The 20,773-nt window shown below is 55.2% G+C and carries 18 protein-coding genes; 15 read left to right on the forward strand and 3 right to left on the reverse strand.

Annotated elements, in window-relative coordinates:
• The first annotated feature begins 109 nt into the window (after nt 1-109).
• On the forward strand, nt 110-1,216 hold the full coding sequence (locus ACKC9G_RS12425; protein ID WP_411405800.1) for a TIGR04552 family protein: 1,107 nt from the start codon (nt 110-112) through the stop codon (nt 1,214-1,216).
• A gap of 94 nt (nt 1,217-1,310) precedes the next feature.
• Here ACKC9G_RS12425 and ACKC9G_RS12430 read toward each other — a convergent pair whose 3' ends face one another.
• Nucleotides 1,311-2,675: a sigma-54-dependent transcriptional regulator gene (locus ACKC9G_RS12430; protein ID WP_411405802.1), complete on the reverse strand. Its 1,365-nt coding sequence runs from the start codon at nt 2,673-2,675 to the stop codon at nt 1,311-1,313.
• A gap of 91 nt (nt 2,676-2,766) precedes the next feature.
• Here ACKC9G_RS12430 and ACKC9G_RS12435 point away from each other — a divergent pair, with 91 nt between their 5' ends.
• Nucleotides 2,767-3,729 (forward strand): magnesium transporter CorA family protein, encoded by a 963-nt coding sequence (locus tag ACKC9G_RS12435; RefSeq protein ID WP_411405804.1) that lies wholly within the window; start codon nt 2,767-2,769, stop codon nt 3,727-3,729.
• A 311-nt stretch (nt 3,730-4,040) separates the two neighbouring features.
• Here ACKC9G_RS12435 and ACKC9G_RS12440 read toward each other — a convergent pair whose 3' ends face one another.
• Nucleotides 4,041-5,051, reverse strand: coding sequence for a hypothetical protein (locus ACKC9G_RS12440; protein ID WP_411405806.1), 1,011 nt, complete (start codon nt 5,049-5,051; stop codon nt 4,041-4,043).
• Between the two features lie 547 nt (nt 5,052-5,598).
• On the opposite strand from ACKC9G_RS12440, the gene ACKC9G_RS12445 reads away from it, so the two are divergent.
• From ACKC9G_RS12445 to ACKC9G_RS12505, 13 genes are all read left to right on the forward strand, one after another.
• Entirely contained in the window at nt 5,599-6,510 is a 912-nt protein-coding gene (locus ACKC9G_RS12445; protein WP_411405808.1) for a hypothetical protein, read from the forward strand.
• A gap of 106 nt (nt 6,511-6,616) precedes the next feature.
• The gene (locus tag ACKC9G_RS12450) at nt 6,617-7,258 is read left to right on the forward strand and encodes a hypothetical protein (RefSeq protein ID WP_411405810.1); all 642 of its coding nucleotides are present in this window, start codon (nt 6,617-6,619) and stop codon (nt 7,256-7,258) included.
• Between the two features lie 161 nt (nt 7,259-7,419).
• On the forward strand, nt 7,420-8,508 hold the full coding sequence (locus tag ACKC9G_RS12455; RefSeq protein WP_411405812.1) for a hypothetical protein: 1,089 nt from the start codon (nt 7,420-7,422) through the stop codon (nt 8,506-8,508).
• A gap of 96 nt (nt 8,509-8,604) precedes the next feature.
• Nucleotides 8,605-9,810 carry a hypothetical protein gene (locus ACKC9G_RS12460; protein ID WP_411405814.1) on the forward strand — a complete coding sequence of 402 codons (1,206 nt, stop codon included), beginning with the start codon at nt 8,605-8,607 and terminating at the stop codon, nt 9,808-9,810.
• Nucleotides 9,811-9,868: 58 nt separating this feature from the next.
• Nucleotides 9,869-10,765, forward strand: a complete 897-nt coding sequence (locus ACKC9G_RS12465; RefSeq protein ID WP_411405816.1) for a hypothetical protein — start codon at nt 9,869-9,871, stop codon at nt 10,763-10,765.
• A gap of 363 nt (nt 10,766-11,128) precedes the next feature.
• Nucleotides 11,129-11,632 carry a hypothetical protein gene (locus ACKC9G_RS12470; protein ID WP_411405818.1) on the forward strand — a complete coding sequence of 168 codons (504 nt, stop codon included), beginning with the start codon at nt 11,129-11,131 and terminating at the stop codon, nt 11,630-11,632.
• Nucleotides 11,633-11,712: 80 nt separating this feature from the next.
• Nucleotides 11,713-12,261 carry a hypothetical protein gene (locus ACKC9G_RS12475; protein WP_411405820.1) on the forward strand — a complete coding sequence of 183 codons (549 nt, stop codon included), beginning with the start codon at nt 11,713-11,715 and terminating at the stop codon, nt 12,259-12,261.
• A 50-nt stretch (nt 12,262-12,311) separates the two neighbouring features.
• Nucleotides 12,312-13,241 (forward strand): hypothetical protein, encoded by a 930-nt coding sequence (locus tag ACKC9G_RS12480; protein ID WP_411405822.1) that lies wholly within the window; start codon nt 12,312-12,314, stop codon nt 13,239-13,241.
• Nucleotides 13,242-13,471: 230 nt separating this feature from the next.
• Nucleotides 13,472-14,404, forward strand: coding sequence for a hypothetical protein (locus ACKC9G_RS12485; RefSeq protein WP_411405824.1), 933 nt, complete (start codon nt 13,472-13,474; stop codon nt 14,402-14,404).
• A 222-nt stretch (nt 14,405-14,626) separates the two neighbouring features.
• Nucleotides 14,627-15,622 carry a hypothetical protein gene (locus tag ACKC9G_RS12490; RefSeq protein WP_411405826.1) on the forward strand — a complete coding sequence of 332 codons (996 nt, stop codon included), beginning with the start codon at nt 14,627-14,629 and terminating at the stop codon, nt 15,620-15,622.
• Between the two features lie 26 nt (nt 15,623-15,648).
• Nucleotides 15,649-16,146 carry a hypothetical protein gene (locus ACKC9G_RS12495; protein ID WP_411405828.1) on the forward strand — a complete coding sequence of 166 codons (498 nt, stop codon included), beginning with the start codon at nt 15,649-15,651 and terminating at the stop codon, nt 16,144-16,146.
• 211 nt (nt 16,147-16,357) lie between these two features.
• A complete protein-coding gene (locus ACKC9G_RS12500; protein WP_411405830.1) occupies nt 16,358-16,870 on the forward strand; it encodes a type III secretion system chaperone in 513 nt (170 codons plus the stop codon).
• Between the two features lie 624 nt (nt 16,871-17,494).
• Nucleotides 17,495-18,343: a hypothetical protein gene (locus ACKC9G_RS12505; protein WP_411405832.1), complete on the forward strand. Its 849-nt coding sequence runs from the start codon at nt 17,495-17,497 to the stop codon at nt 18,341-18,343.
• Between the two features lie 114 nt (nt 18,344-18,457).
• Here the strand turns inward: ACKC9G_RS12505 and ACKC9G_RS12510 are convergent, their stop codons facing one another.
• Nucleotides 18,458-20,674, reverse strand: a complete 2,217-nt coding sequence (locus ACKC9G_RS12510) for an NAD(P)-binding protein (protein ID WP_411405834.1) — start codon at nt 20,672-20,674, stop codon at nt 18,458-18,460.
• Nucleotides 20,675-20,773 lie beyond the last annotated feature (99 nt).

Consider the following 20,773-nt stretch of genomic DNA (forward strand, 5'->3'; position numbering starts at 1 on the left):
TTATGGTGCCAGTGACCTTGACCTGCAGGGTGAATAAGCCCAAGGTCTCCTAGGGTGTTAAGGTGGCAAAACCCCGAAACACACACTCCTATGGCAGTCGGAATCTACTATGAGTCAACGGGAAACGGACCCTAAACGGGTGCCGCGCCTGTCCAGTGCGGATGAAGTTGATATCCCCTGGGCGGCGATTGAGCCGCTGATTGCTGGCCGCTCGGTCGTCGATCTGCAACGTTTGTATTTACCCAACATTGCGGCCGCTTCGCGCTTTTTGCTGAGCTATGGTTTTGATACCCAGCTGCGTGAAGACCGTGAATGGATCGCCGTCATTCAGGACAAGGCGCTGGCGTACATTGAGGGCAGAATTCTGCCCTGGCAGGGGATGACCGAAGTGCCGGAGCCGTATCGCTCCATGACGGTGGAAGAGCTGCTGGTGGCGGCATCCTCACCGGAAACCCAGCCCTGGCCGAACTGGCCCTGTGTCATGTTGAAAGTGCTGCACTGCGCGGCTCATACCCTCTTTAACCAGGATCATGATGCCCACCGTGTGGCACTGGAAACCGTCCGCAAACGCTATCTTCCCTACCTGTTGGAGCAGCAGGGCTCCCAGTGGATTGGCGATGATGGCTGCAAGATTCCTCTGGTCGAGTTTCGTATCAAGGAAGAAAAGAGCTTTGAGCGCATCATGACCAAGCTGCTGCACAAGCCCGGTAACCTTGCTTCCGAGGTGTATGATCATCTGGGTGTGCGGCTGGTGACCTACGATATTTTCTCGGCGGTGCTGCTGATTCAGTTTTTGCGAAGCCGCGGCATCATCATGCTGGCCAATCAGCTGCCGGAGCGCAGCCGTAACTCGCTGGCGGAGCTGGATGAAATCCATCGCCTGTATGGCGTTGGACCTCCCGGCTTTATCGTGGAAAAAGCGGGTCAGGAACCCACCGAGCTGGCATCGCGGGACAACCCCTTTACCGACCGCTCTTTCCGCATGTTCAAGTTTGTGGAGCGGCTGATTTTGCGTATGCCTTCCGGGCGTCGGCAGATTTTTCCCTACGAGATTCAGGTGCTGGATGCCAATTCACTGGAAGCCAGTCATCATGGCGATGCGACCCATGATGCGTATGAGGAGCGGCAGATGCGCCATGTGCGCCGTCGTTTATTCGGGTTGAATCCGCTCGCCGGTCAGGATGAGCAGGACGACAGCTTCAGTGATGATGACTGAGGCGAAAGGGCGCTATCTATAAGAAGGGGCGTTAGCCAAAAACAGAAAACCGGCGTGATGGCCGGTTTTTTTGTGTCTGCTGCGTTTGGGAGGATTAGCTTTCACTGGCTTCCTGTAGATAATCCCGGCGGTCGAGGCCGTATTTGCGCATCTTGTCCGAGAGGGTCTTGCGCGGCACGTTCAGGGCTTCCATTGTCGCCTTGATGGAGCCGCCTTGGCGCTCAAGCTCGGTCTGAATCAGCATGCGCTCAAAGCGTTCGATCTGTTCGGGCAGGGACAGCGGGCTGGCAGGCGCGTTATCCATCAGCCGGTCGAACTCAAAGGAGCAGGCATCTCCCAGCAGGACATGACGCTCGGCAAGGTTGCGCAGTTCGCGGACGTTGCCCGGCCAGTCATGGGTCATCAGTGCATGAATCTGGCTGGCCGTCAGTGGCTGCACCTCACGCTTGTAATGGGCGGAGGAGATCAGGGCAAAGTGATGGAACAGCAGGGGAATGTCATCGCGGCGCTGGCGCAGCGGTGGAATATGAATCTCGACAATATTCAGGCGGTAGTAGAGATCTTTCCTGAACTGGCCCTGCTCAGCCAGTGCCAGCAGATCAACCTTGGTGGCCGCAATAATTCGCACATCCAGAGGGATCAGCTCGTTAGAGCCCAGACGCTCGATGGCGCGTTCCTCTAATACCCGCAGCAGCTTGATCTGCAGGCTCATGGGCATGCTTTCGATTTCATCCAGAAACAGCGTGCCTTTATCGGCGTGCTCAAACTTGCCGATGCGCTTTTGCTTGGCATCGGTGAAAGCGCCTTGTTCGTGGCCGAAAAGCTCACTTTCCATGATGGTTTCTGCCACCGCGCCGCAGTTGATGGCGACGAAGTTCTGCTGATGGCGCGGACTGTTCTCGTGCAGATAGCGGGCGATCAGCTCTTTGCCGGTGCCGGTTTCACCGTGCAGCATCACATCGGCAGAGGTTGGCCCGACCTGATGAATCAGGCGGCGCATCTGCTGCATCACCGGAGTCTTGCCGTGAATGCGGGGGCCAAGCGAGCTGTGCGTCGCCAGCTCTTCGCGAAGGGCGCGGTTTTCCAGCGTGAGAGAGCGCTTTTCCATCGCCCGGCGCACAACATCCAACAGCACATCGGCAGGGAAGGGCTTCTCGATAAAGTCGTAGGCGCCATCGCGCATGGCATTCACGGCCATGGAAATATCGCCGTGGCCGGTAATCAGAATCACCGGCAGGTCATGATCAAAGCTGTGCACCTGCTGCATCAGCGCCAGCCCATCCTGCCCCGGCAGGTTGATGTCAGTGATGACGACACCCGGCCAGTCCGCTGTCAGGGAAGGGCGAACCGTTTCGGCGCAGGCGTGGCAGACCACGTCGTAACCGGCCAGTTCCAGCGTTTGGCTGACTGCCACCCGGATGTGTTCTTCATCGTCGATAAAGATGATCGGCAAGGACATGCCTGGCTCCCTGATTCACTCGTTGCGCTTGCATATTAGCAAAGATACCGTCACAAAGGGCCCATGGCTGGCAGCTCAGCAAGGAGAAAGTATGCTCAGAATTAGCCACAGCGTTCCCGGTCAGGGAACGGTCGTGACGGAAAATGTTCTACCCGAAACCTGGCCACCGGCTCCGGATGAAAGCATGTGGATCGACATTGGGGCGATGGATCCGCAGCAGGAAATGCAGGTGTTACTGGCGATGGGGATTGATGCCCTGACGGTCGAGGACATCCAGCATCCGCGTAAGCCGCCGAAGCTTGAGTACCACGATAATTACACTTTCGTGCTGCTGCGCGGTATGGATCAGGAAAGCACCAGCCAGAACCTGAAAACCCTGCAGATCTCCTTTGTGATCGGTAAAAACTTTCTGATTACCCGCCACATGGGCCGCTCCCGCAGTGTCGAGCACAACTGGCAGGACATGACGACCCGCCCGGAAGTGGCGATTGACCCTCAGGCCATTGCCTGGCGAATCATGCAGCGGGTTCAGGACCGCTACGTGCCACTGCTGATGGATCTGGAAAGCCGTCTGGGTGAGATCGAGGAAGAGCTGGCTGAAAACGCCAATGATGAGTTGCTGTCTGAACTGATCGGTTATAAGACCCGCCTTCGTCGCCTGCGCCGGACCTTCAATTATCACGAGCGTCTGTTTAACGAGTGGGAAGAGGATTTGCAGGAGGAGAATGGTGGCGAGAGTAATCGCACTATGCTGCGCTTGTGGGAATCTGCCGAACGGTTACAGAGTCTGACGACCCTCTATTACGACTGGGTCGGTGACTTGTCTGACGGTTATATCTCGCTGGCGTCACACCGCCTGAACAACATCATGAAGGTGCTGACGATCATTACCGCGATTTTCGTACCACTGAGCTTTTTGGCGGGGCTCTATGGCATGAACTTCGACAATATCCCTGAGCTGCACACACACTACGGCTACTTCGTACTGCTTGGCGTGATGCTGGCACTGGCGGTTGGCCTGCTCTGGGGCTTTCGAAAAGCCAAATGGATTTAGCCCTGTCTCCGGCCTGGCAGGGAACTCGCAATGAGTTGTCTGCGGGCCGTCAAGGCTGACGGTGTGGGTGTCGTCGCTGGCGGTGGCGTCACCCGATAGTGATTGCTTCTGCTGTTACCTTAAACGTACTACTGCGTATGACTTGATGATGCGCCGGTAAGCTGTTTCTTCAGAAAATCGCGTCCTTCGCAAAATCGCGGCAGAAAGGTGGTGTTTTCTGCCTGCCCGGGCTGAAGAGCTGACCCAACATCAGCTCTTCAGGGATGGGCAACAGAGGCGCAAGGCCTCACTGCGCCAGGCGCAGTTGTAAATCAGGAGAACGGGGGAGGATCACTCTTGCCAGTGGCGGCCTTGTAACCCTCGGTGACTGCCGTCTCGATGCCTTCACGAATACCCAAACGGGCAATACCCGCTGGTCCCTGCAGAATTGCAGGAATCGCTTTGGCCATACCCTTTCCATAACCCTCAGCAGCCTTGGCAAAAGAGTCGCCCAGTGAGCGGCCTTCACCGAAACCTTCCAGGGTTGGGCCCCAAACGGTACCCAGAATCGGGATCTTGGACAGCACTTTACCGACTTCACCCACGAACCACTGGAAGTTGTCCTTGTTGGAGCCATCCTTGCGGACATGGGAGTCAGTGGTCTGGTCAAGCTGACGCTCGCCATCACCACAAATGGCATCAAAGCCTTTCTCGGCAAAGTCCTTAACCATACCGGCTTCAGTACCGTGACGAGCATCACCATCACTGGTGATACCTTCGATGTTGCCATCGCCGGCGCAGTCACGTTCGTCACCATCACGGTCTTTGGTGCAGTCGATGTAGTTCAGTACTTTCGCTGCCTTGTACGCAGCATCAGCACGTTTTTGCGGATCAGGCTCGTTCTCCCAATCACCGCAACGCTCTTTCAGCTGGTCTTTCTTGATGTCTTTCTGATCGCCCAGGTTCTTCAGAACCGGGTTGTCATTAATGATCTGATCAGCATTGCGCTTGTCGCTGGCGGGGCGTTGGCAGTTGGCTTCAGTGGGTTTCTCCAGGATGTTGGCTTCACCCTGTCCACCTTGAGTAAAGCGGTTCATCACCTTCATTGCGCCTTCGGACAAGTCCAACTGGGATGCCATGTTGGCACCATCCATACGCTTCTGGGTGAAATCATCCACTTTAGGTTGTTGCTGAGCTTGAAAGTCCACAGCACCGGTACCGGTAGGGAGTTGGGTTCCCTGAGTACCTTGACCTTCGGCTTTATTAAACAGGTTATCGATTGTGCTCGAGATCACAGACTCGATGGACTGTGGCTTCTCTGCACCTTGCGTTGAAATCTGCATGGTGAAAACCTCGCCTTTCAATATGAAGTTACCCTTTCGGGACCTCTGTTGCCTGAATTGAGTCGCTGTACGTGTTCAGGGGTTCCTCGAATGAATGGGCAAAAAATGTGCAGGTTTGGGTTTTATGTGTACGCCGGGGTGGTGTGTTTCGAAAGTTTGTAGCACCTCAACTCCCCAATCGCCTGCTATTAAAGGGGTTATGATGGTATATCCTGAGGTTATGGGTTGTGTATGAGATAATTATCCCGCTGCTTTTTTTCTAATGCGGCGCAAAAAAACTGTCCATTAAGATGAAAAAGTGTCGGAAATAGGCGAAGGCTGGTGAGCTAAGTCTGGGCGCAGGCAGCTTTTTGGCGTAATTTGTCGTGTCCTGCGGTGCTATTAAGTGAAATGCTGTTCTGTCATGCAGTGTGCAACGCTGTTCCTTGGATTGATCATTCAGTGATCTTTTCTGGTTAAAAAAGGAACTGGGACAGGGTTGCGGTCACTTAAATCTCAGCAAGTTATCTGTGCAGCAAAAGTTGTTGTGCCGCCACAGGAGCCGCCGATGCCCGTTACTCTGGGACAGACGTATAATCATTACCTTGCCAATGGCCATTCATCAGCCAGCAACGGGAATGCTTCTCCCACGAAAACGGCCAGTCAGGCGGTCGTTCACAACGTGAACGCCTCGACCATGGACAAACTGCAGCTTTCCTCTGCAGTCGCGAAAACCATAGGAACCCTCTGTGATCGCAGTAATCAGCTGGATCACATCTACATGACCAACGGGGATTCCAACTTTCGCAGTGCCACCATTCGTCGCTACGATTTAAGCGGCGATATGATGCGCAATCATGTGTTTTCGGGTGCCTGTGATGAAATGCGCGATTTTTCCGAACACGTGTTGTCGGCGGTCATGAACCAGCGACGCGATTATAATCGCAGCCACAGCAGTGCTTCGCGCCTGCCGACTCATGCGGTGACGGTGGGTGAGTTAACCGATGTACATGGCTTTGCCATGTTGGGTGACCCCCGCGAAAAACCTGCATCGCAGGTGGCCGTGGTGGATGGCTGGGTGATGAACCCGAGCGCGGTGACGCTGGATAACTACCTGTTCAGCGGATCGTTAAGTGTAAGTTCATCAACCACGCAGGAACCGTCACGCTACCTTAATAAGGTGGTGGAAAAATACAGTCTCTCGCAGCTGGAAGAGACCCATTACGGGCGATCACGCTCAAGTAAAGAGCGTGATAACTGGCGAGAGCAGCTGAAGGACCATATCGCGGCGGGGAATGTCGAGATCTGGGATACCCGATACAGTGACCGAACGCCGGATAAACTGGCCTTCTATAAAACCGGGGATCAGGGCGCCGTCAGCTTTGACTACCTGCCGCGGCAGGAGATTGAACAAAAGAATGCACTGCATGCGCAGGCGGTGGCTTCCTCCTGGGGAAGGCTGACTGGCGCAGGCAGTTAAGCGATTACGAGCAAAAATTTCAGAACGACAGCTCAGGTTTCCACTACCCTGAGTTGTAAGTCAGTATGAAAAGCGGAACGTACCTAAACGTTCGAGGAGACTGCCCATGCCAATTCAGGGTTCACATTTAAGTAACGCGCAGCTTCATGCGCTGGCGCAGTCCCAAACCCTGCCGAAAGCTCAGGATGCGCACGTCCGCACCGGCGGAGCCAATATTGGCAGTCAGGGCGTGGTTGCAGGCAAGCTGCTTTCCGGTTTGTCCAAGGCGCTGGAGAGTCTGAGTAATGCCGGCGCGATTTCCTCGGCGATCAGTTCTGTTCCGGTAAAAAATCCAAAAATGCAGATTGTGGCACTGATTGCCGCGCCGCTGGCGGACAGCATTGCTTCCGTGGCATCCAGTCTGCTGGCCAAAACCAGTCAGAACATGCTGGAAGGTCGTAATAACGCGCTGATTGGTGATACCCACGGCGATATGCTGCTGGACGATATGCACGGCAGTAATCCAACCCACGGGCCGGATGAAGCCAACGATTACATGGATTCGTTGATGGACCGCATGGGGGGGATGGACGATAAGTTCTCCGCTCAGGTGGAAGGCTTTTCCATGCAGAATCTTGCCAATGCTGGTGCTGCGGCAACTAACGCTTCTGCCCGTCAGGATCGCCAGCCAATGATGCCGACCGGCCTCAGTCATCTGAATCTGCAAAACCTGCCCAGTGGTGGCGGTGGCAGTACCTCTCACGAATAAGCAGGCCTGAGTTTTCATCAGGCGTTCACCCGTAAGCCAGAGCCTTGTGTTCTGGCTTACGTGTTTTCGGTGGCGACGTTACTGCCCACCGGTTGATCACGGCCAGTGTTCAGGCTGGCTGGTAACGGATGATGGGTTCATCCAGCAAGAGGTTAGACGTTATGGCTTTGACTACCCTGCGTGGCCATCTCGATCACTATCAGGCTTACGGATCTTCCCAGGCGTCCTCTCTTCATGTTCGCCGTACCAAGGCAGACACGCAGTATCGCGCTGTTCACAAAGTCACGGATAAGGTTTATGACCGTCTGGCACTGTCCAGTCAGGTGGCAAAAACCATTGATGCGCTCTGCTCCAAGGGCAATCAGCTCGACAGCCTTTATGAGTATTCCGGTGTGGAAGCGTATCGGGTTGATGCCATGCGCGATCTCAATCTGGGCACTGATCCGGTCAAGCATCGGGTGTTCTCCGGCAACTGCGGTGAGCTTGCCGACTTTGGCGAGCACATCCTCGCTGCGGTCAACGCCATGCGTGCGCAGAAGCAACAAACCACCGGGGAAAAGCAGGACATTATTCCTGTGACCATGGCCCACTGGGTGGGTGATCATGCCTTCCCGATGCTGGGAGACCCACGCGTCAGCAAGCCCAAGCATGTCGTCACGGTCGATGGCTGGGTCATGCGCCCTTCGGCCCACACGCTCGCGAACTCGGCCTTTCTGCAAGGCGGCATGCAGGTGCATTCCTCTACCCTGAAAGAACCCGAAAGTTATCTCGATCAAGTCCTGAGCCGCTCCAGTCTGCAGGAGTTGGAGCATCAGTACGAAGGCCGTCCGCGAACCAGTGAAGAGCACCAGAAGTGGTATCAGGAGCTGCGTGAAGACATCGTCAATGGCGACTTCAAACTCTGGGATCATCAGTATTCTGATGCCAATCACAGTGCCTTGAACTTCTATGAAAGCCCCAGCAATAGCGCGGTGAATTATGACTTCCTGCCCAAGGCAGAGATGCTGGCGAAGTGGAATACCCATGTGAATGCCAAAGGCTCAGACTTTGCTCAGGCGCTGAATGAGCGCTATCTGCGGGAGGCGGAGGAAGAAGCGCTGGAAGAGGATGCGCTTTACGGTTCGGGTGATGAGGATGATTACTTTGCGCAGGCATCCTCTGCGGCGACCAGTTCTGAGGCCACCAGTACGGCCACTACGCCTTATTCCTGGCACAGCGCCGTGGCTTCGCCATCCGATCGGGAAAGGTAATAAAAGCTCGTGATGTGTCCGTGACAGGACCGACGTTTCGATGCTGTCGCGTAAGACCGTCAACACGTATTTAGCAGGAAAGATGTAAGTAGCGTTATGACAGTAAGAACGGTTCGTGAGGGCATTATTCATTATCGGGAAACCGCGCATTCCGGCGCGAATAATGCCGCCTGTACCAAGCCTAATGCCCAATACCGGCGGATCAATGAGGCAACCGAAACCACCATGGGACGTCTGCAGCTCTCCAGCGCCGTCGGCAAGACGATTGATAGCCTCTGCGTGAAGGGCAATCAGCTTGATGATGTCTATGAGACCCATGGTGAAGCGAAATACCGGGTATCCATGCTTCGCCGTCACAAGCTGAGCAGTAACCAGCATGCCCATGGGCTCTTCGCCGGCTATTGCGGTGAAATGTCCGGTTTCGCTGAACGTATCCTCGCGGCGGTCATGAGTGACCGTCGTCATGCCAATCGCAAGGAGGGACAGAGCTTTGAAACCCCTCCGATCACCCTGGCGAGCTGGGAAGGTGACCATGCCTTTGCAATGCTGGGCGACCCCCGTAAAGACAAACAAACCACGGTCGTGCCTGTCGATGGCTGGGTGATGCGCCCGGCGGCACACACGCTCAACAATAGTGCCTTTACCGGCACCCTGAAGGTGTACAGCAGCACCCGGCAGGTGCCTGGGCGCTATCTCGACAAGGTGGTGCAGGAATGGTCGCTGGATGAGGTCGAGAAAAAGTACGAGCGCAGTGGTAAGGCCCGCAGTACCAAGCAACGGGACAAGTACTACGATGCGCTGAAAAAGGATGTTTCCCGGGGGCGGATGAAGATCTGGGACCATCAATGGTCCGACCAGAGCCGCTCCACCGTGCAGTATTATCAGGCGCCGGGCGGCGAAGCCATCAGCTATGACTATCTGCCCAAAGACGAGCTGGAACTCAAGATCGAGCAACACCGAGATGCACGGAATTCAGGTTTATCCCGAACGCTGGATCAGTATCTGGGGCGTTCTGGTCGCCGTCAGGTGGAGGAAGAACGCGCTATTGTCAGTGGTGATGATGACAGTAGTGGAGAGGAAATTTCGCGACCCACATTGCCGGAAGCCACCGACAGTGAAAGCGATGGCGAGGCCGCAGGTGCCGCGTCCGTTACCAGCCCGACGTTGCTGTCCCGGCAGCCGACGGGTTCTTTGGAAGAATCGACAAGGCGTCTGGCGCTTCCGGAAGATACCGACAGTGATGAAGTTTATGACACCGATGACGACAGGGATGCAGATGCGGGCCGTGACCACGAAGACTAGTTAAAAGCCGTGGCGTAAGGTGAGTGATCGCCTGACGTTGGTGAAGGGGAGAAGCGTTGTGACGACAATAAGAGCGACAATGGCCCATTATGCGCGTTTCGGCGATTCCGACGCGCATCCTCACGAGGTCGGCTGCGCAAAAACAGGCGCGCCTTATCGGCAGATCAATCACATCAGCGAAACCACTTACGACCGCCTGTGTATCGCCAACAAAGTGGCAAAAGCCGTGGATGCCTTGTGCGATAAAGGCAATCAGCTCGACAGTATCTACGACACCTATGGTGACTCGGCCTATCGAACCACGGCCATGGTCAATATGGGGTACCGCGGTGATATGTTGCGCAATGGCGTGTACTCGGGCAATTGCGGCCAGCTCAAGGAGTTCGCTGAGCACATTCTGGCGGCCATCAATTCTGAGCGATATAACCGCAATAAAGTGGATGGCGGTTACCGGCAGTTGCACCCTATTACTCTGATGTCCTGGGATCAGGATCATGGGTTCCCTGTGCTGGGGGATTCCCGCAGCGAACCCGTTGAAAAGCTGGTTACGGTGGATGGCTGGGTGATGCGGCCTGCAGCGCATACCATGGACAAGACGGCTTTCACCGGTAGCTTTCGTTCCCAGTCATCAACCTTGAGCGAATCCAGGGATTATCTCGACTCAGTCGTAGCTAAACGCAGCCTGGCCAGTATCGAGCGTGAATATGGTGGCCGTTCAAGGACACCCTGGGAGCGTGAGCACTGGACGGATCAGATTGAAGACAGCATCTACAATGGCATGCCGATCTGGGATGTGCAGTTCTCTGATCGTCAGCGAGAGACCGTGCAGTATTACCAGCCGCCCGGACGTCCGCCGATCAGTTTTGACTTTATGCCCCATGCTGAACTGGATCAGAAAATTGATACCCACAGCGGGGCCTTGGCTCAGGGTATTGATACCAATGTGCGCCGTTAAACGACTGGGTAAAAACCGATGAGGGTTGCCTGAATCGGTTCAGGTGTGATGAGTGCTGGGGCAAGAAAGACGGGGTTTTGAGGTGCAAACCCTGATCAATCGGATGAGAAGGAACTGATCCGGCACTTCTCCCACCTAACACCCACGAAAGCGTTCAAATAATGATCAATGTCTGTCTGCGCAGGCCTTTTGTGCAGTGGTTTGGAGCACAACTCCAGAGTCTCATAACGCAGACATTCCGTAATAACGGCCGCTTGATGGGAGCGCCAGGCGTTCGCTTTGCCCGGATGGCGAGGCTTGAGCCTTTTGAATGTTGGAAGCACTGTCTTCCGATGATGATTAACCCGGTGAGGAGAGAAGTCTGTGGCAGAAGAACTACCCGCAGTGGTGCATCAGTTCCTGCAGCGCAAAGGCATGGATGACAATTTCGAGCCTGCTGAGGGTGAGGATGATCATCGTCCGTTCCTGCTGGTGGAAGATGAAAGCATTGCCATCTTCATGAAGCTGGAAGAAGAACGCGTCGTGTTTTTCTCATTGGTTGCCAGCTTTGAAGAGCTGCGTTTTCGTTCCGCCGCGGTGCTGATGCTGGAGAGCCTCAAGCTCAATAACTACCGCTGGGAGCAGCCGGTACGACTGGCGATGGACGAAGATGGCGATCACATCGTTATCTGGAATGAGCTGCCGCTGATCGGTATCGAGCCTGCGGATATGGACCGTTATTACGATGCCATTGCAGAAGGCGCGCGTCGCTTTAGCGAAATGACCCGCAGCATTGAGCAGTGGGCTGAGCAGGGTGCCAAGCAGGACAAGGCAGAAAGTGCTGCGGCGGCACCGGTGAACACCGGGCTTAATACCCGACGATTTTGAGGGCGCGCCGGGGTTCCGGCGTCAAAGTGGCCTGATCCGGTGATCGGCCAGAGAATCAGCGCTGAAAGAGAGAATGCAGGATGTCGAGCAGCATTAACCCTGTCCTCAAACAGTTTTTGAGCAACAAGGGCATGGATTTCAGTCAGGAAATCAACCTTGCGGAAGACTCGCCCTTTATCGTCACGGTCGATGACAGCTTTGCTGTTTTCCTGGACCTCAAGGGCAACGAAAAGATCGCGATTTTTACCTTCGTGGCCGACTTCGACCAGATGGACCCGGAAGCGATGCTGATGATTGTCAGCGAGAGCCTGAAGCTTAATAGCTTCAAGTGGGGCTCCAAGGTGCAGTATGCGCTGGACCCGGACGGCCGTTATCTGATGGCTTGGACTGAGCGCACGCTGAAAGGTGTCGATCTGCAAACCCTGGAAACGGCATTTTCCCATGTTCAGGGTGCCTATGGTGCCTTTACCCGACTGGTGGCACGCATCGAGAGTGATGTGGCCAGTCGCAAGGAAAAAGAGCAGGGCAAGGCGCCGGTTGCTGCCGAAGGCTCAGCACCCGCGGCGGAGAAGAAAGCTGCGCCGACAGATAATATTCCGCCGGAGCTTCGGGCGCGGATGAAGTTTTAACGGCCGGTTGATCTGACAGCAATGGCGCAAGCATCAGAGAGCGTGATGCCGTGGTAAGAGGTGTCGGTGCGACGACGATTCGTCAGCACATGCAGCACTACTCGCGGGTGGGTAATTCGGACGGCCAGAGCCTGGAGGTCATCTCCTCCAAGCCTGAAGCCGCGCGCCTGCTCTATCACGTCAGCGACCAGACCATGGGCAAGCTGATGCTGTCTTCTGCGGTGGCGAAAACGCTGGATAAGCTCTGCATGAAGGGCAACCAGCTGGACGATGTGCATTGCAGCTCGTCGGAATCGAGCTTTCGTGAGCAGCAGGCGCTGCGTGCCGGTTTGTCGGGTAATCAGATAGAAACCGGCGTGTTTGCTGGTAATTGCGGGCCGATTTCGACCTTTGGTGAGCATATCCTCGGGGCGATGAACAGCCGCGTGGTGGTGCCCGGCACAGGGATTGGCAAGCCCGGCCCCATCACCGTGTGTGTCTGGGATGGCGATCATGAGTTTCCGCTGATCGGTGATCCGCGTGAGAAACCTATGGATCAGGTCGTGCCGGTCGATGGCTGGGTGATGCGGCCTTCGGCGCATACCTTCGCCAACTCCGGCTTTAACCGGGGCTACAGGATTTACTCATCGACGGTACAGGAGCCGGTGGATTATCTCGATAAGCCCATCGTCAAACACTCACTTGGGCAGCTGCAGCAACGCTATGGATCTGGCCCGGCGGTGGATCTCAACACCTGGTACAACCAGGTGATGGATAACGTCCGCGATGGCAGCTTTCGGATCTGGGACCAGCAGTACGGCGAGTTCACCACCCGCGCGGGTCTGGACTATTTCAGCCCTTCCAAAGGGCTGATGAACTTTGACTATCTGCCGAGGGAAGAGGTGCTTGAGAAGGGGATGAAGCATCATGCGGCATCCTCGACACCCCTCGCGGAGTTAATTCGGATTCATGATCCCTATCGTCATTTGCGTGGCGATTAAAAGGGATGAGGAAAGCGCCGCTTTCAGGTGGCTAGCTGCCTGGGATAAAGCGCTTTCGTGACAGGAGCAGGGTCTCCTGCAATGAAGTTAAAAGAGCGACGGCTGTTTTAACGCCTTGAGTGGCTAAGCCCTGTGAAGCTCCAGCGGGAGAGCGAACGGCTTCGCCCTGCTGGAAGCCCGAGTGGTACATCAGCTCGGGATAGAACTATAAAAAGTAATGGAGTCAATCAATGCCTACAATTCGCGGTCATTTGGATACCTACAGTCAGCTGGGGAATTCAGATGCTTCCTCACGCCATGTGAAAACGACGAAATCGGCTTCGCATCGCCAGATTAATAACGTCTCTGATGTCACCATGGTGAGGCTGAAAGTCAGCAGTAAAGTCGGCAAAACTGTCGATAAAATCTGCGATAAGGGCAATCAGCTGGATGATGTCTATAAAACCAGTGGTGAGGCGGTGTTCCGTGCCGGTGTCGCACGTCAGCACTACAGCGATGAGGATCAGGCGGATCACAAAATTTATGCGGGTAACTGTGGCGAAATGGCCGACTTTACCGAGTCCATTTTGTCGGCGGTCAATACCGACCGTCAGGAGCGCGGCCTGAACCGTATTCCCGTCGTCTTCGCTGACTGGCCGGGTGATCACCACTTTATGATGCTGGGTGATCCGCGGGCGGAGCCTGCCAGTTCCGTCGTTACCGTTGATGGCTGGGTAATGCGCCCCTCGGCTCATACCCTCAATAACTCGGCGTTTCAGGGCAGCACGGTAAGCAGCTCGACGGCGATATTGCCTTCCAGTTACCTGGGTAACTCTACTGCCAAACGTTCGATGGACAGTATTGAGGAAGAGATGTTTGGTCATCGCCTGCGCTCAGGTGACCGCCGTGAGGTTTATTACGACATGGCCAAAACCAAAATTCGTAATCACGAATTCAAACTCTGGGATCACCAGTACGCAGATAATAATGCGAGTGTGGTTCAGTACTATCAGAGCCCGCGTACCCCTGCGATTAACTTTGATTTTCTGCCGCGCGCCGAGAAGGATCGCAAGTCTGATATCCATCAGGCGGCACGCAACTCCGGTTTGCAACGTGCGGTACAGGGTGTGCCGGGTATGCGTGATCTGGCGGGGATGTTTGCCCAGATCGTGCTTGATCGCTGATCTCAAACCTTTCCTGAGCGCGGGGTCGTTATGGCGGCCTCGCGTTTTTGTATCGACTGCCTGCAAGGCGTCAAACCCCAACTCTCCGGCGACGAAGCGGGGGTCTTTCCGGGAGGGAAGGACAAGGAGGGGAACCACGGCCGTTAGCGCTCCACCCAGAGGGCAATGCGGTCACACTTATGACAAGTACAACGATTGTGTACAACGTATCGCGGAGAAATTATGCCAACTCTACGTGGGGTCATGGATACCTACGCTGTCTATGGGAATTCGGAAGGCCCAAGACGAGATATCAAGGCGACCAAAACAGCTGATTATCGGGAAGTAAACCAGGTTACTGATGCGACCATGGTGAAGCTGAAAATCAGCAGCAAGGTGGGTAAAACCATCGATAAATTGTGTGACAAGGGCAACCAGCTGGATGATGTGTACGCGACTCGCGGTGAATCATCCTTCCGTCGTGGTGTTATTCGTAACTATGATGTGCCCCGCAACGAAGATTCCGATGATGATGAATCCCTGCACTATGCCGATATGGATATGCTGGATCACAAAATCATGGCCGGTAACTGTGGTGAGATGGGTGATTTTGCCGAAAGCATCGTCGCCGCCGTCAATCAGGACCGTGTGGCCAATGGCCTGCCACATATTCCGGCGGTCTACGCCGAATGGCCGGGAGACCACCACTTTATGGTGCTGGGCGACCCTCGTGAAAAGCCGGCCAATGAGTGTGTGACCGTGGATGGCTGGGTCATGCGTCCGTCGGCACATACCCTGGATAATTCAGCTTTCCAGAGCGGCACGACCTATGGATCTTCCACCCGTCAGGTAAGTGAAGACTATCTGGACAAGCAGTTCAGCAAGCGCTCACTGAACAGCATTGAGCGCGAAGTGCTGGGCGACACCCTGACCAACAGTCAGCGTCGTGAGTTTTACTACGACAAGGCCAAAGAGCAGATTCGTAACCACGAGTTCAAGCTTTGGGATCACCAGTATGCCGATGCCAATGCCGACGTCGTGCAGTACTATCGCAGCCCCCGTCAGGAAGATATTAACTTCGACTACCTGCCGAGAGCTGAGAAAAACCGTAAATCCGATGAACATGCTGATGCACGTCGATCCGGGCTGCAGCGTGCGGTAACCGGTCAACCTGGCATGCGCGATGTCGCTGTGGGTTTGGCGGGTCTGGTTGCCGGTATGGTGCTGGATCGTCGTTGATCTGAGATAACGTTCAGGAGTAGCAGATGGCTGTGATTATTCCTCCCGTGGTTCAGTCCTTTCTGGATAGCAAGGGTCTGGACTTCAGTAATGATCTCGCTGAAGGGCAAGATAACCGGCCATTTCTGCTGGTGGTCGACGACAGTTTCGCGGTTTTTCTCAAGGTGGAAGATGATGAACGCATCATCTTCTTTACCTTCGTGGCGGACTTCGAGAAGGTCAACTTCCGCTCGGCTTTCGTGTTGATGCACGAAAGCCTCAAACTGAACAACTTCAAGTGGGAGCAGAAAGTAAACTACTCCCTTGATCAGGAAGGGCAGTTTCTGGTGGCGTGGAATTCCATGCCGCTGTTTGGTGCCGAAGTGGGGGATCTGGAGCGTGGCTATCAGGTCATCGCTCAGGCCTACCGCTCCTTCAGCGCCATGCGTGACAAGGTCGATAGCTGGTCCAACCAGCGTATGCGCCGTGAGCGCGCCGCTGCTCCTCGTGTACAAACCGGACTGCGTCCTCGCGCCGGGCTCTGATCCCTTCACGACAACCCGTCACTTGTCCGGCTTGAGTGCTTGCCAAGTGACGCCTGTCAGCTTATACCCTTGGTGATGCCGGATGTTTAAGTGTTGCTAAAGGTTGCAGCCATCAAAGCATCCATAGCACAATACTTTTTACCCGTTAGGCGTTTGTCTGCTAGCGGGTTTTGACCCCTCGTGATGAAGCTGTACCAAGAGGACACCCTGGATGTCGACATCGCTTAACCCTGTTCTGAAACAGTTTCTGTTGAGCAAGGGACTCGAGCTGGATGAAGGCCAGGTGGAGCCCCAGAAAGATTTGCCCTACATGATCGTGGTGGATGAGTCGATCTGGGTTTTCATGCGTATGCAGCGCGATAACAGCATCACACTTTTCACCTTTGTGGCGGATCTTAAAACCGCCGATCCGCACTCGATCTACCTCATGCTGAATGAAAGCCTGAAGATGAATAACTTCACTCAGGGCGTACCGGTCATTCAGTACTGTCTGGATGATGAAGGCCGCTTTCTGGTGGCGTACGTCACTATTCCTCTGGCCAATACCACTCAGGCGATTCTCGATAACGAGTTTCAGGGGTTGCTCAGCGCCCATCAGGTTTTTGCCAGGCTTCGGGCAAAGGTCGAAGGCTGGGTGTCGGGTGAGCAGCAAAAAGCGGCGCCTAACCGGCCAACCACCAAACCTGAAATGTCGGCAAGTCTGGCCGCACGCATCAAGTTCTAACCCTGGCTTAACTCCCACGGAGTAACGCGCTGAAGTGCAACTTTTCCGCGTTTAGTCACACCGCTGTTGCTTACTTCCTTTCGTATCACCCGCGCTTTGATCCCCCTGGCAGCGTTTGCTGTCTTTTTGTCTTTTGCCTCTTAAGTGATTAATCCTGCCGAATGTGACTTTCTTTGGAACTCTGGCTGACCTGGGTTCACTTAAGTGGTAGTGCTTGCTCCTGACTTCTCTGAAGCAGAGTCAAGGGGTGAGAGAGCACACAGGTCTGCCGGGGGGCAGCAATACTGACAGCGCCGGGGATGGCGGTTGTCAGTATCTGGAAAGGTCAGGACAGGTCGTGGAAATACAGCCTTAAGATGCGGGGAGCATCCTATCGCTGTGTTTCCTTTTTATCTTTTTTTGCGGATTCACATCAGGCGCAAGTATCGCTCTCTGGCGGCGCGCCGGCCGTCTTCCTGTACTGGATTATTATCCTTACGTTGCACGCCTGGGCGTGTTTTACCTCCGGGTCAGTCCTGCTAGGGATTCTGACCGCTGCAGGTTCGGGTGAGCCTGAAGCCTTGCTGTCTCAAGATCACCCACCTTGCTCAGGTCACTCTTCGCGTAATAGCTCAGGAGTGAAGCATGGCAACCTATCAGGAACTGGAGCTCGAAGCTCAAACCGCCTGTGATCAGGTGCGTAATTCCCCGCAGGGACGACGCAAGTTACGGGTCGATTTTTATCAGCGTTTTGGTAATCCGGGGCACGGATTACTGAACTACGGTGACTCAGAAATCGCCTTTCTGGACTGGGAGATTCGCCGCGGTGTGCTGAACCCGATTCCGGCGACGCTGGGACAGCAGGCGGGCAGCCACTGGTGGCGTGATGTGAACCTGAGGTTTATCTATTTCTCCGAGCTGGCGGGGCTCATGTACGCCGAAGAGGTGCAGTACCCCGCTGCGCCTGCACCCGTGCAGGCCTGGCTGCATTTTCTGCACTGCCCGAGCAGTGAGTCCTGGTATCGGGCGCACAATACCTCCATTCTTGCGGGCTTCGAGGAATATCGTGAGCTGGCGTTCGAAGAAAATGCAATCGAGCAGAAGTTCCTCAACATCATTCTCTATCGCCTGATGTTTGCTCAGGCACTGGTTAACGGTGCCACGGTCTTTGGTGATTTGGGCAAACTGGTGGCCAATCCGCAGGGGCTGGCGGTGGATCTGCTGGTGCATATCGAGGACTTTTATCCCTGTCATTATCCTCTTACCCTGAGTGACCTGCCCAAAATCGAAGGTATTGGCCTGACCGTGGAGGCGCTGGAAGTCCGGGTGATGGACAGCATCATCATTCTGCCGCACCTGACGCAGCTGTATACCGCCGCCGCAGGCTGGAATGCCGCACCCTGGCTGCTGCAGTATCAGAAACACGGCAAGCCGGTTTATCCACACCTCAACAGCATTCCTTCGCCGGGGCAAAAGGTGCCTGAGCCTGCCTGATGCTTTTCCGTGAACAGGAAAACCTGGTTCTGCGAGATGTTCAGGCAGCGTTGGCGGAATAAAAAAAGCGGAGGCTAACCTCCGCTTTTTAGTGCTTCCATGGAAGTGCAGCGACTAGCGTGGCCGCTTGCCAAGGTCACTGGCTTTGGTTGGTGGTGTGTCCTGATAGAGATGATCCTCACCGGGAATGATCTCGTCATGGCCAATAATGGCCCGCGCCGTTTGCAAGCCGGACCAGGTCGCCGATTCCACACAGCCCATGTTAAAGCCGTTATCAATCCAGTCGCCGGTCAGGTAGAGGTTGCTGATGCCTGAGCCGTTCGTCGTTAGTCGATAACGGGAGGTGTCAGCAACGGACTGCACGTAACGCTCGGAAGGGTCGATATTGGCGCGTGCATATTGGGCATCAAAGCGTGCTTCGCCGATCTGGGAGGGTGGGGCGATCAGCACGCTCCAGTCAAACTGGCCGTCGGTTACTGCCTTTGTCCACAGATCCCCCAGACTGGTATTCATCATGTGAATCATGTCTGTCGTCACTTTGAGCTTCTGGCTGTCCGGGTAGGACGGGTCAGGTGCAGGCGGTGCCGCATCCGGGTGAAAGACGCCGCAGAAATAGCTGATGTCTTTAGGCGTATTTTCCACAGGCCAGTTTTCTACGGCATCGAGATAACTGACATCCGCCCAGGAATCCATCGCCTGCACATCAAAGCCCAGCAGTTCCGGCGCATCGTCTTTGCTGCTCTCGCCAATCCAGCCGAGGGCCTCGATATCCTTGTTCATCCACAGTTGTACCGCCTGGGTTGCCACCGTCTGAATCTGCTGCGTCATGGTGGCAAAGGCGGGGGACAGGGTCATGAGTGTGGGGCAAAGGGCGGGCAGGGAAGCCACCGAAATGCCAAGGATCACCTCATCAAAATCCTCACCCTGACGAAGCGTGATTTCAGGCTCCTTATAAAGCTCCGGCCAGTTGCTCCAGGTCGATTCCAGATTGATGTGATTGGCCTTTAACAGCTCAGCCACTGTGGGGTCGAGCTGTTCATACAGGGGCTCCGAGGGCCAGCAGGGTAAATTCTTGACCGCAAACAGCGGGTCATAGTCGCTAAGACCCTCACGCAGCGGTACCTGTTGCACCAGATGAATAGCACTTAGGGCAGGGCCATCGCTTTGCTGGGTGGCGACGATTTCCGTGACGCGGTGAAAGAAGCGGAACTTCACACCGCGGCGTTTGAGCAGTTCGTAGTAGGGTGCGAAAACGACATCGCCCATACCCGCATTCATGCGCCAGACGAAGGCTTCCTTCGCGCAGGTAACAGCCATCAGGCCTGCGCGCAAGACTGTTCCGGTCTCAACATTGGGTTTCTCAATATCACCCTCTTGATAAGCGAAAATTCCCCCATACAAGGATGCAAGAAGCGGCCCGTCTAGCGTATCCTTGGACGCTCCATGGGTTTTTAACCAATCGATCAGGTTAAGATGATTGACGCTGTCAAAGCCGCGCCGATAGATCTGGTCGCTGAGGAATCCGATGACGGCGGTCAGGCCAAAGTCCAGTAGCAGCCAAAGTCGTTCAATACGCAGGCTGAGTTGGCGTGCCGCCAGCGTGAACTCATTAATGTGTTTGCGCAGGCTGACCAGCCAGTCGATCAGGTGCTGATAGGGCTCTTCGCTGTCATCGCCCTCGGTGGAGGCGGAGTGAGCAGTGGAATGCAGGCTTTGTTTGGCCGCTCGCAGCTCCTCTTTCCAGTGGTTGATGCGGGCGATATCGAGAAGGGTCAGCTCGGCTTTACCGATGAGCCGACGCCAGAGGCTGGGTGGTTCATCTTCTTGCTCTGAGGTGTCGGGTTCCAGGTGGGACAAAAGCCAGTCGAGAAAAGCATCGACGGCGCTCATCACCGGCAGCGGGTTCCAGCCTTCTCCGACCTTGCCGGGCCAGGCGGGCGGATCAAGCGCCCAGGCATGCCACTGGCGGTGATACTGCTGGGCAAAGGCGGTGCCGTGGTGAGGATGAAAAGCCTCTTCCAGGCTTCGAATCGGACAGTCCTGCGGGCGGTCGAGTTCGTCGTAGCATGCCCGTAAACCGGCAAAAGCGTTGTAGTAAAAACCAAACCAGACATGAATGCCGTGCTCTTCAATACGGTCGTAAAGGTCGCGATTACGACCGCTGGCACCCTTGCCGCCCAGGCGCCAGCCCATTTGATAGAGCGTGATATCGTAGCGATGTTGCCAATCAGGTTCTGATGTGAGCCTGAATGCCGTGGTGATGGCTGAGACGCCGCCGCCAAGGATGACGAGCCGACGCGGGGAACCGGGTGCTGCTGTTGTTGCACTCATGCATAACTCCTCACGCAAAAGGCTGACCTGCAGGATAGGGGTCATAAACGAACAGTCAGGAATTGATCCCGAATCAATTACCTCAATGATCACCGATAC

Origin of the sequence: Pokkaliibacter sp. CJK22405 (assembly GCF_046614695.1) — a bacterium.
Classification (GTDB): Bacteria; Pseudomonadota; Gammaproteobacteria; order Pseudomonadales; family Balneatricaceae; genus Pokkaliibacter.

Bases quoted from the DNA above. Each gene is read 5' to 3' on its own strand.
- ACKC9G_RS12495 (WP_411405828.1), top strand. From the start codon at position 15,649: ATGGCTGTGATTATTCCTCCCGTGGTTCAGTCCTTTCTGGATAGCAAG.
- ACKC9G_RS12425 (WP_411405800.1), top strand. From the start codon at position 110: ATGAGTCAACGGGAAACGGACCCTAAACGGGTGCCGCGCCTGTCCAGT.
- ACKC9G_RS12445 (WP_411405808.1), top strand. From the start codon at position 5,599: ATGCCCGTTACTCTGGGACAGACGTATAATCATTACCTTGCCAATGGC.
- ACKC9G_RS12505 (WP_411405832.1), top strand. From the start codon at position 17,495: ATGGCAACCTATCAGGAACTGGAGCTCGAAGCTCAAACCGCCTGTGAT.
- ACKC9G_RS12455 (WP_411405812.1), top strand. From the start codon at position 7,420: ATGGCTTTGACTACCCTGCGTGGCCATCTCGATCACTATCAGGCTTAC.
- ACKC9G_RS12475 (WP_411405820.1), top strand. From the start codon at position 11,713: ATGTCGAGCAGCATTAACCCTGTCCTCAAACAGTTTTTGAGCAACAAG.
- ACKC9G_RS12450 (WP_411405810.1), top strand. From the start codon at position 6,617: ATGCCAATTCAGGGTTCACATTTAAGTAACGCGCAGCTTCATGCGCTG.
- ACKC9G_RS12440 (WP_411405806.1), bottom strand. From the start codon at position 5,051: ATGCAGATTTCAACGCAAGGTGCAGAGAAGCCACAGTCCATCGAGTCT.
- ACKC9G_RS12460 (WP_411405814.1), top strand. From the start codon at position 8,605: ATGACAGTAAGAACGGTTCGTGAGGGCATTATTCATTATCGGGAAACC.
- ACKC9G_RS12490 (WP_411405826.1), top strand. From the start codon at position 14,627: ATGCCAACTCTACGTGGGGTCATGGATACCTACGCTGTCTATGGGAAT.
- ACKC9G_RS12435 (WP_411405804.1), top strand. From the start codon at position 2,767: ATGCTCAGAATTAGCCACAGCGTTCCCGGTCAGGGAACGGTCGTGACG.
- ACKC9G_RS12500 (WP_411405830.1), top strand. From the start codon at position 16,358: ATGTCGACATCGCTTAACCCTGTTCTGAAACAGTTTCTGTTGAGCAAG.
- ACKC9G_RS12510 (WP_411405834.1), bottom strand. From the start codon at position 20,674: ATGAGTGCAACAACAGCAGCACCCGGTTCCCCGCGTCGGCTCGTCATC.
- ACKC9G_RS12430 (WP_411405802.1), bottom strand. From the start codon at position 2,675: ATGTCCTTGCCGATCATCTTTATCGACGATGAAGAACACATCCGGGTG.
- ACKC9G_RS12485 (WP_411405824.1), top strand. From the start codon at position 13,472: ATGCCTACAATTCGCGGTCATTTGGATACCTACAGTCAGCTGGGGAAT.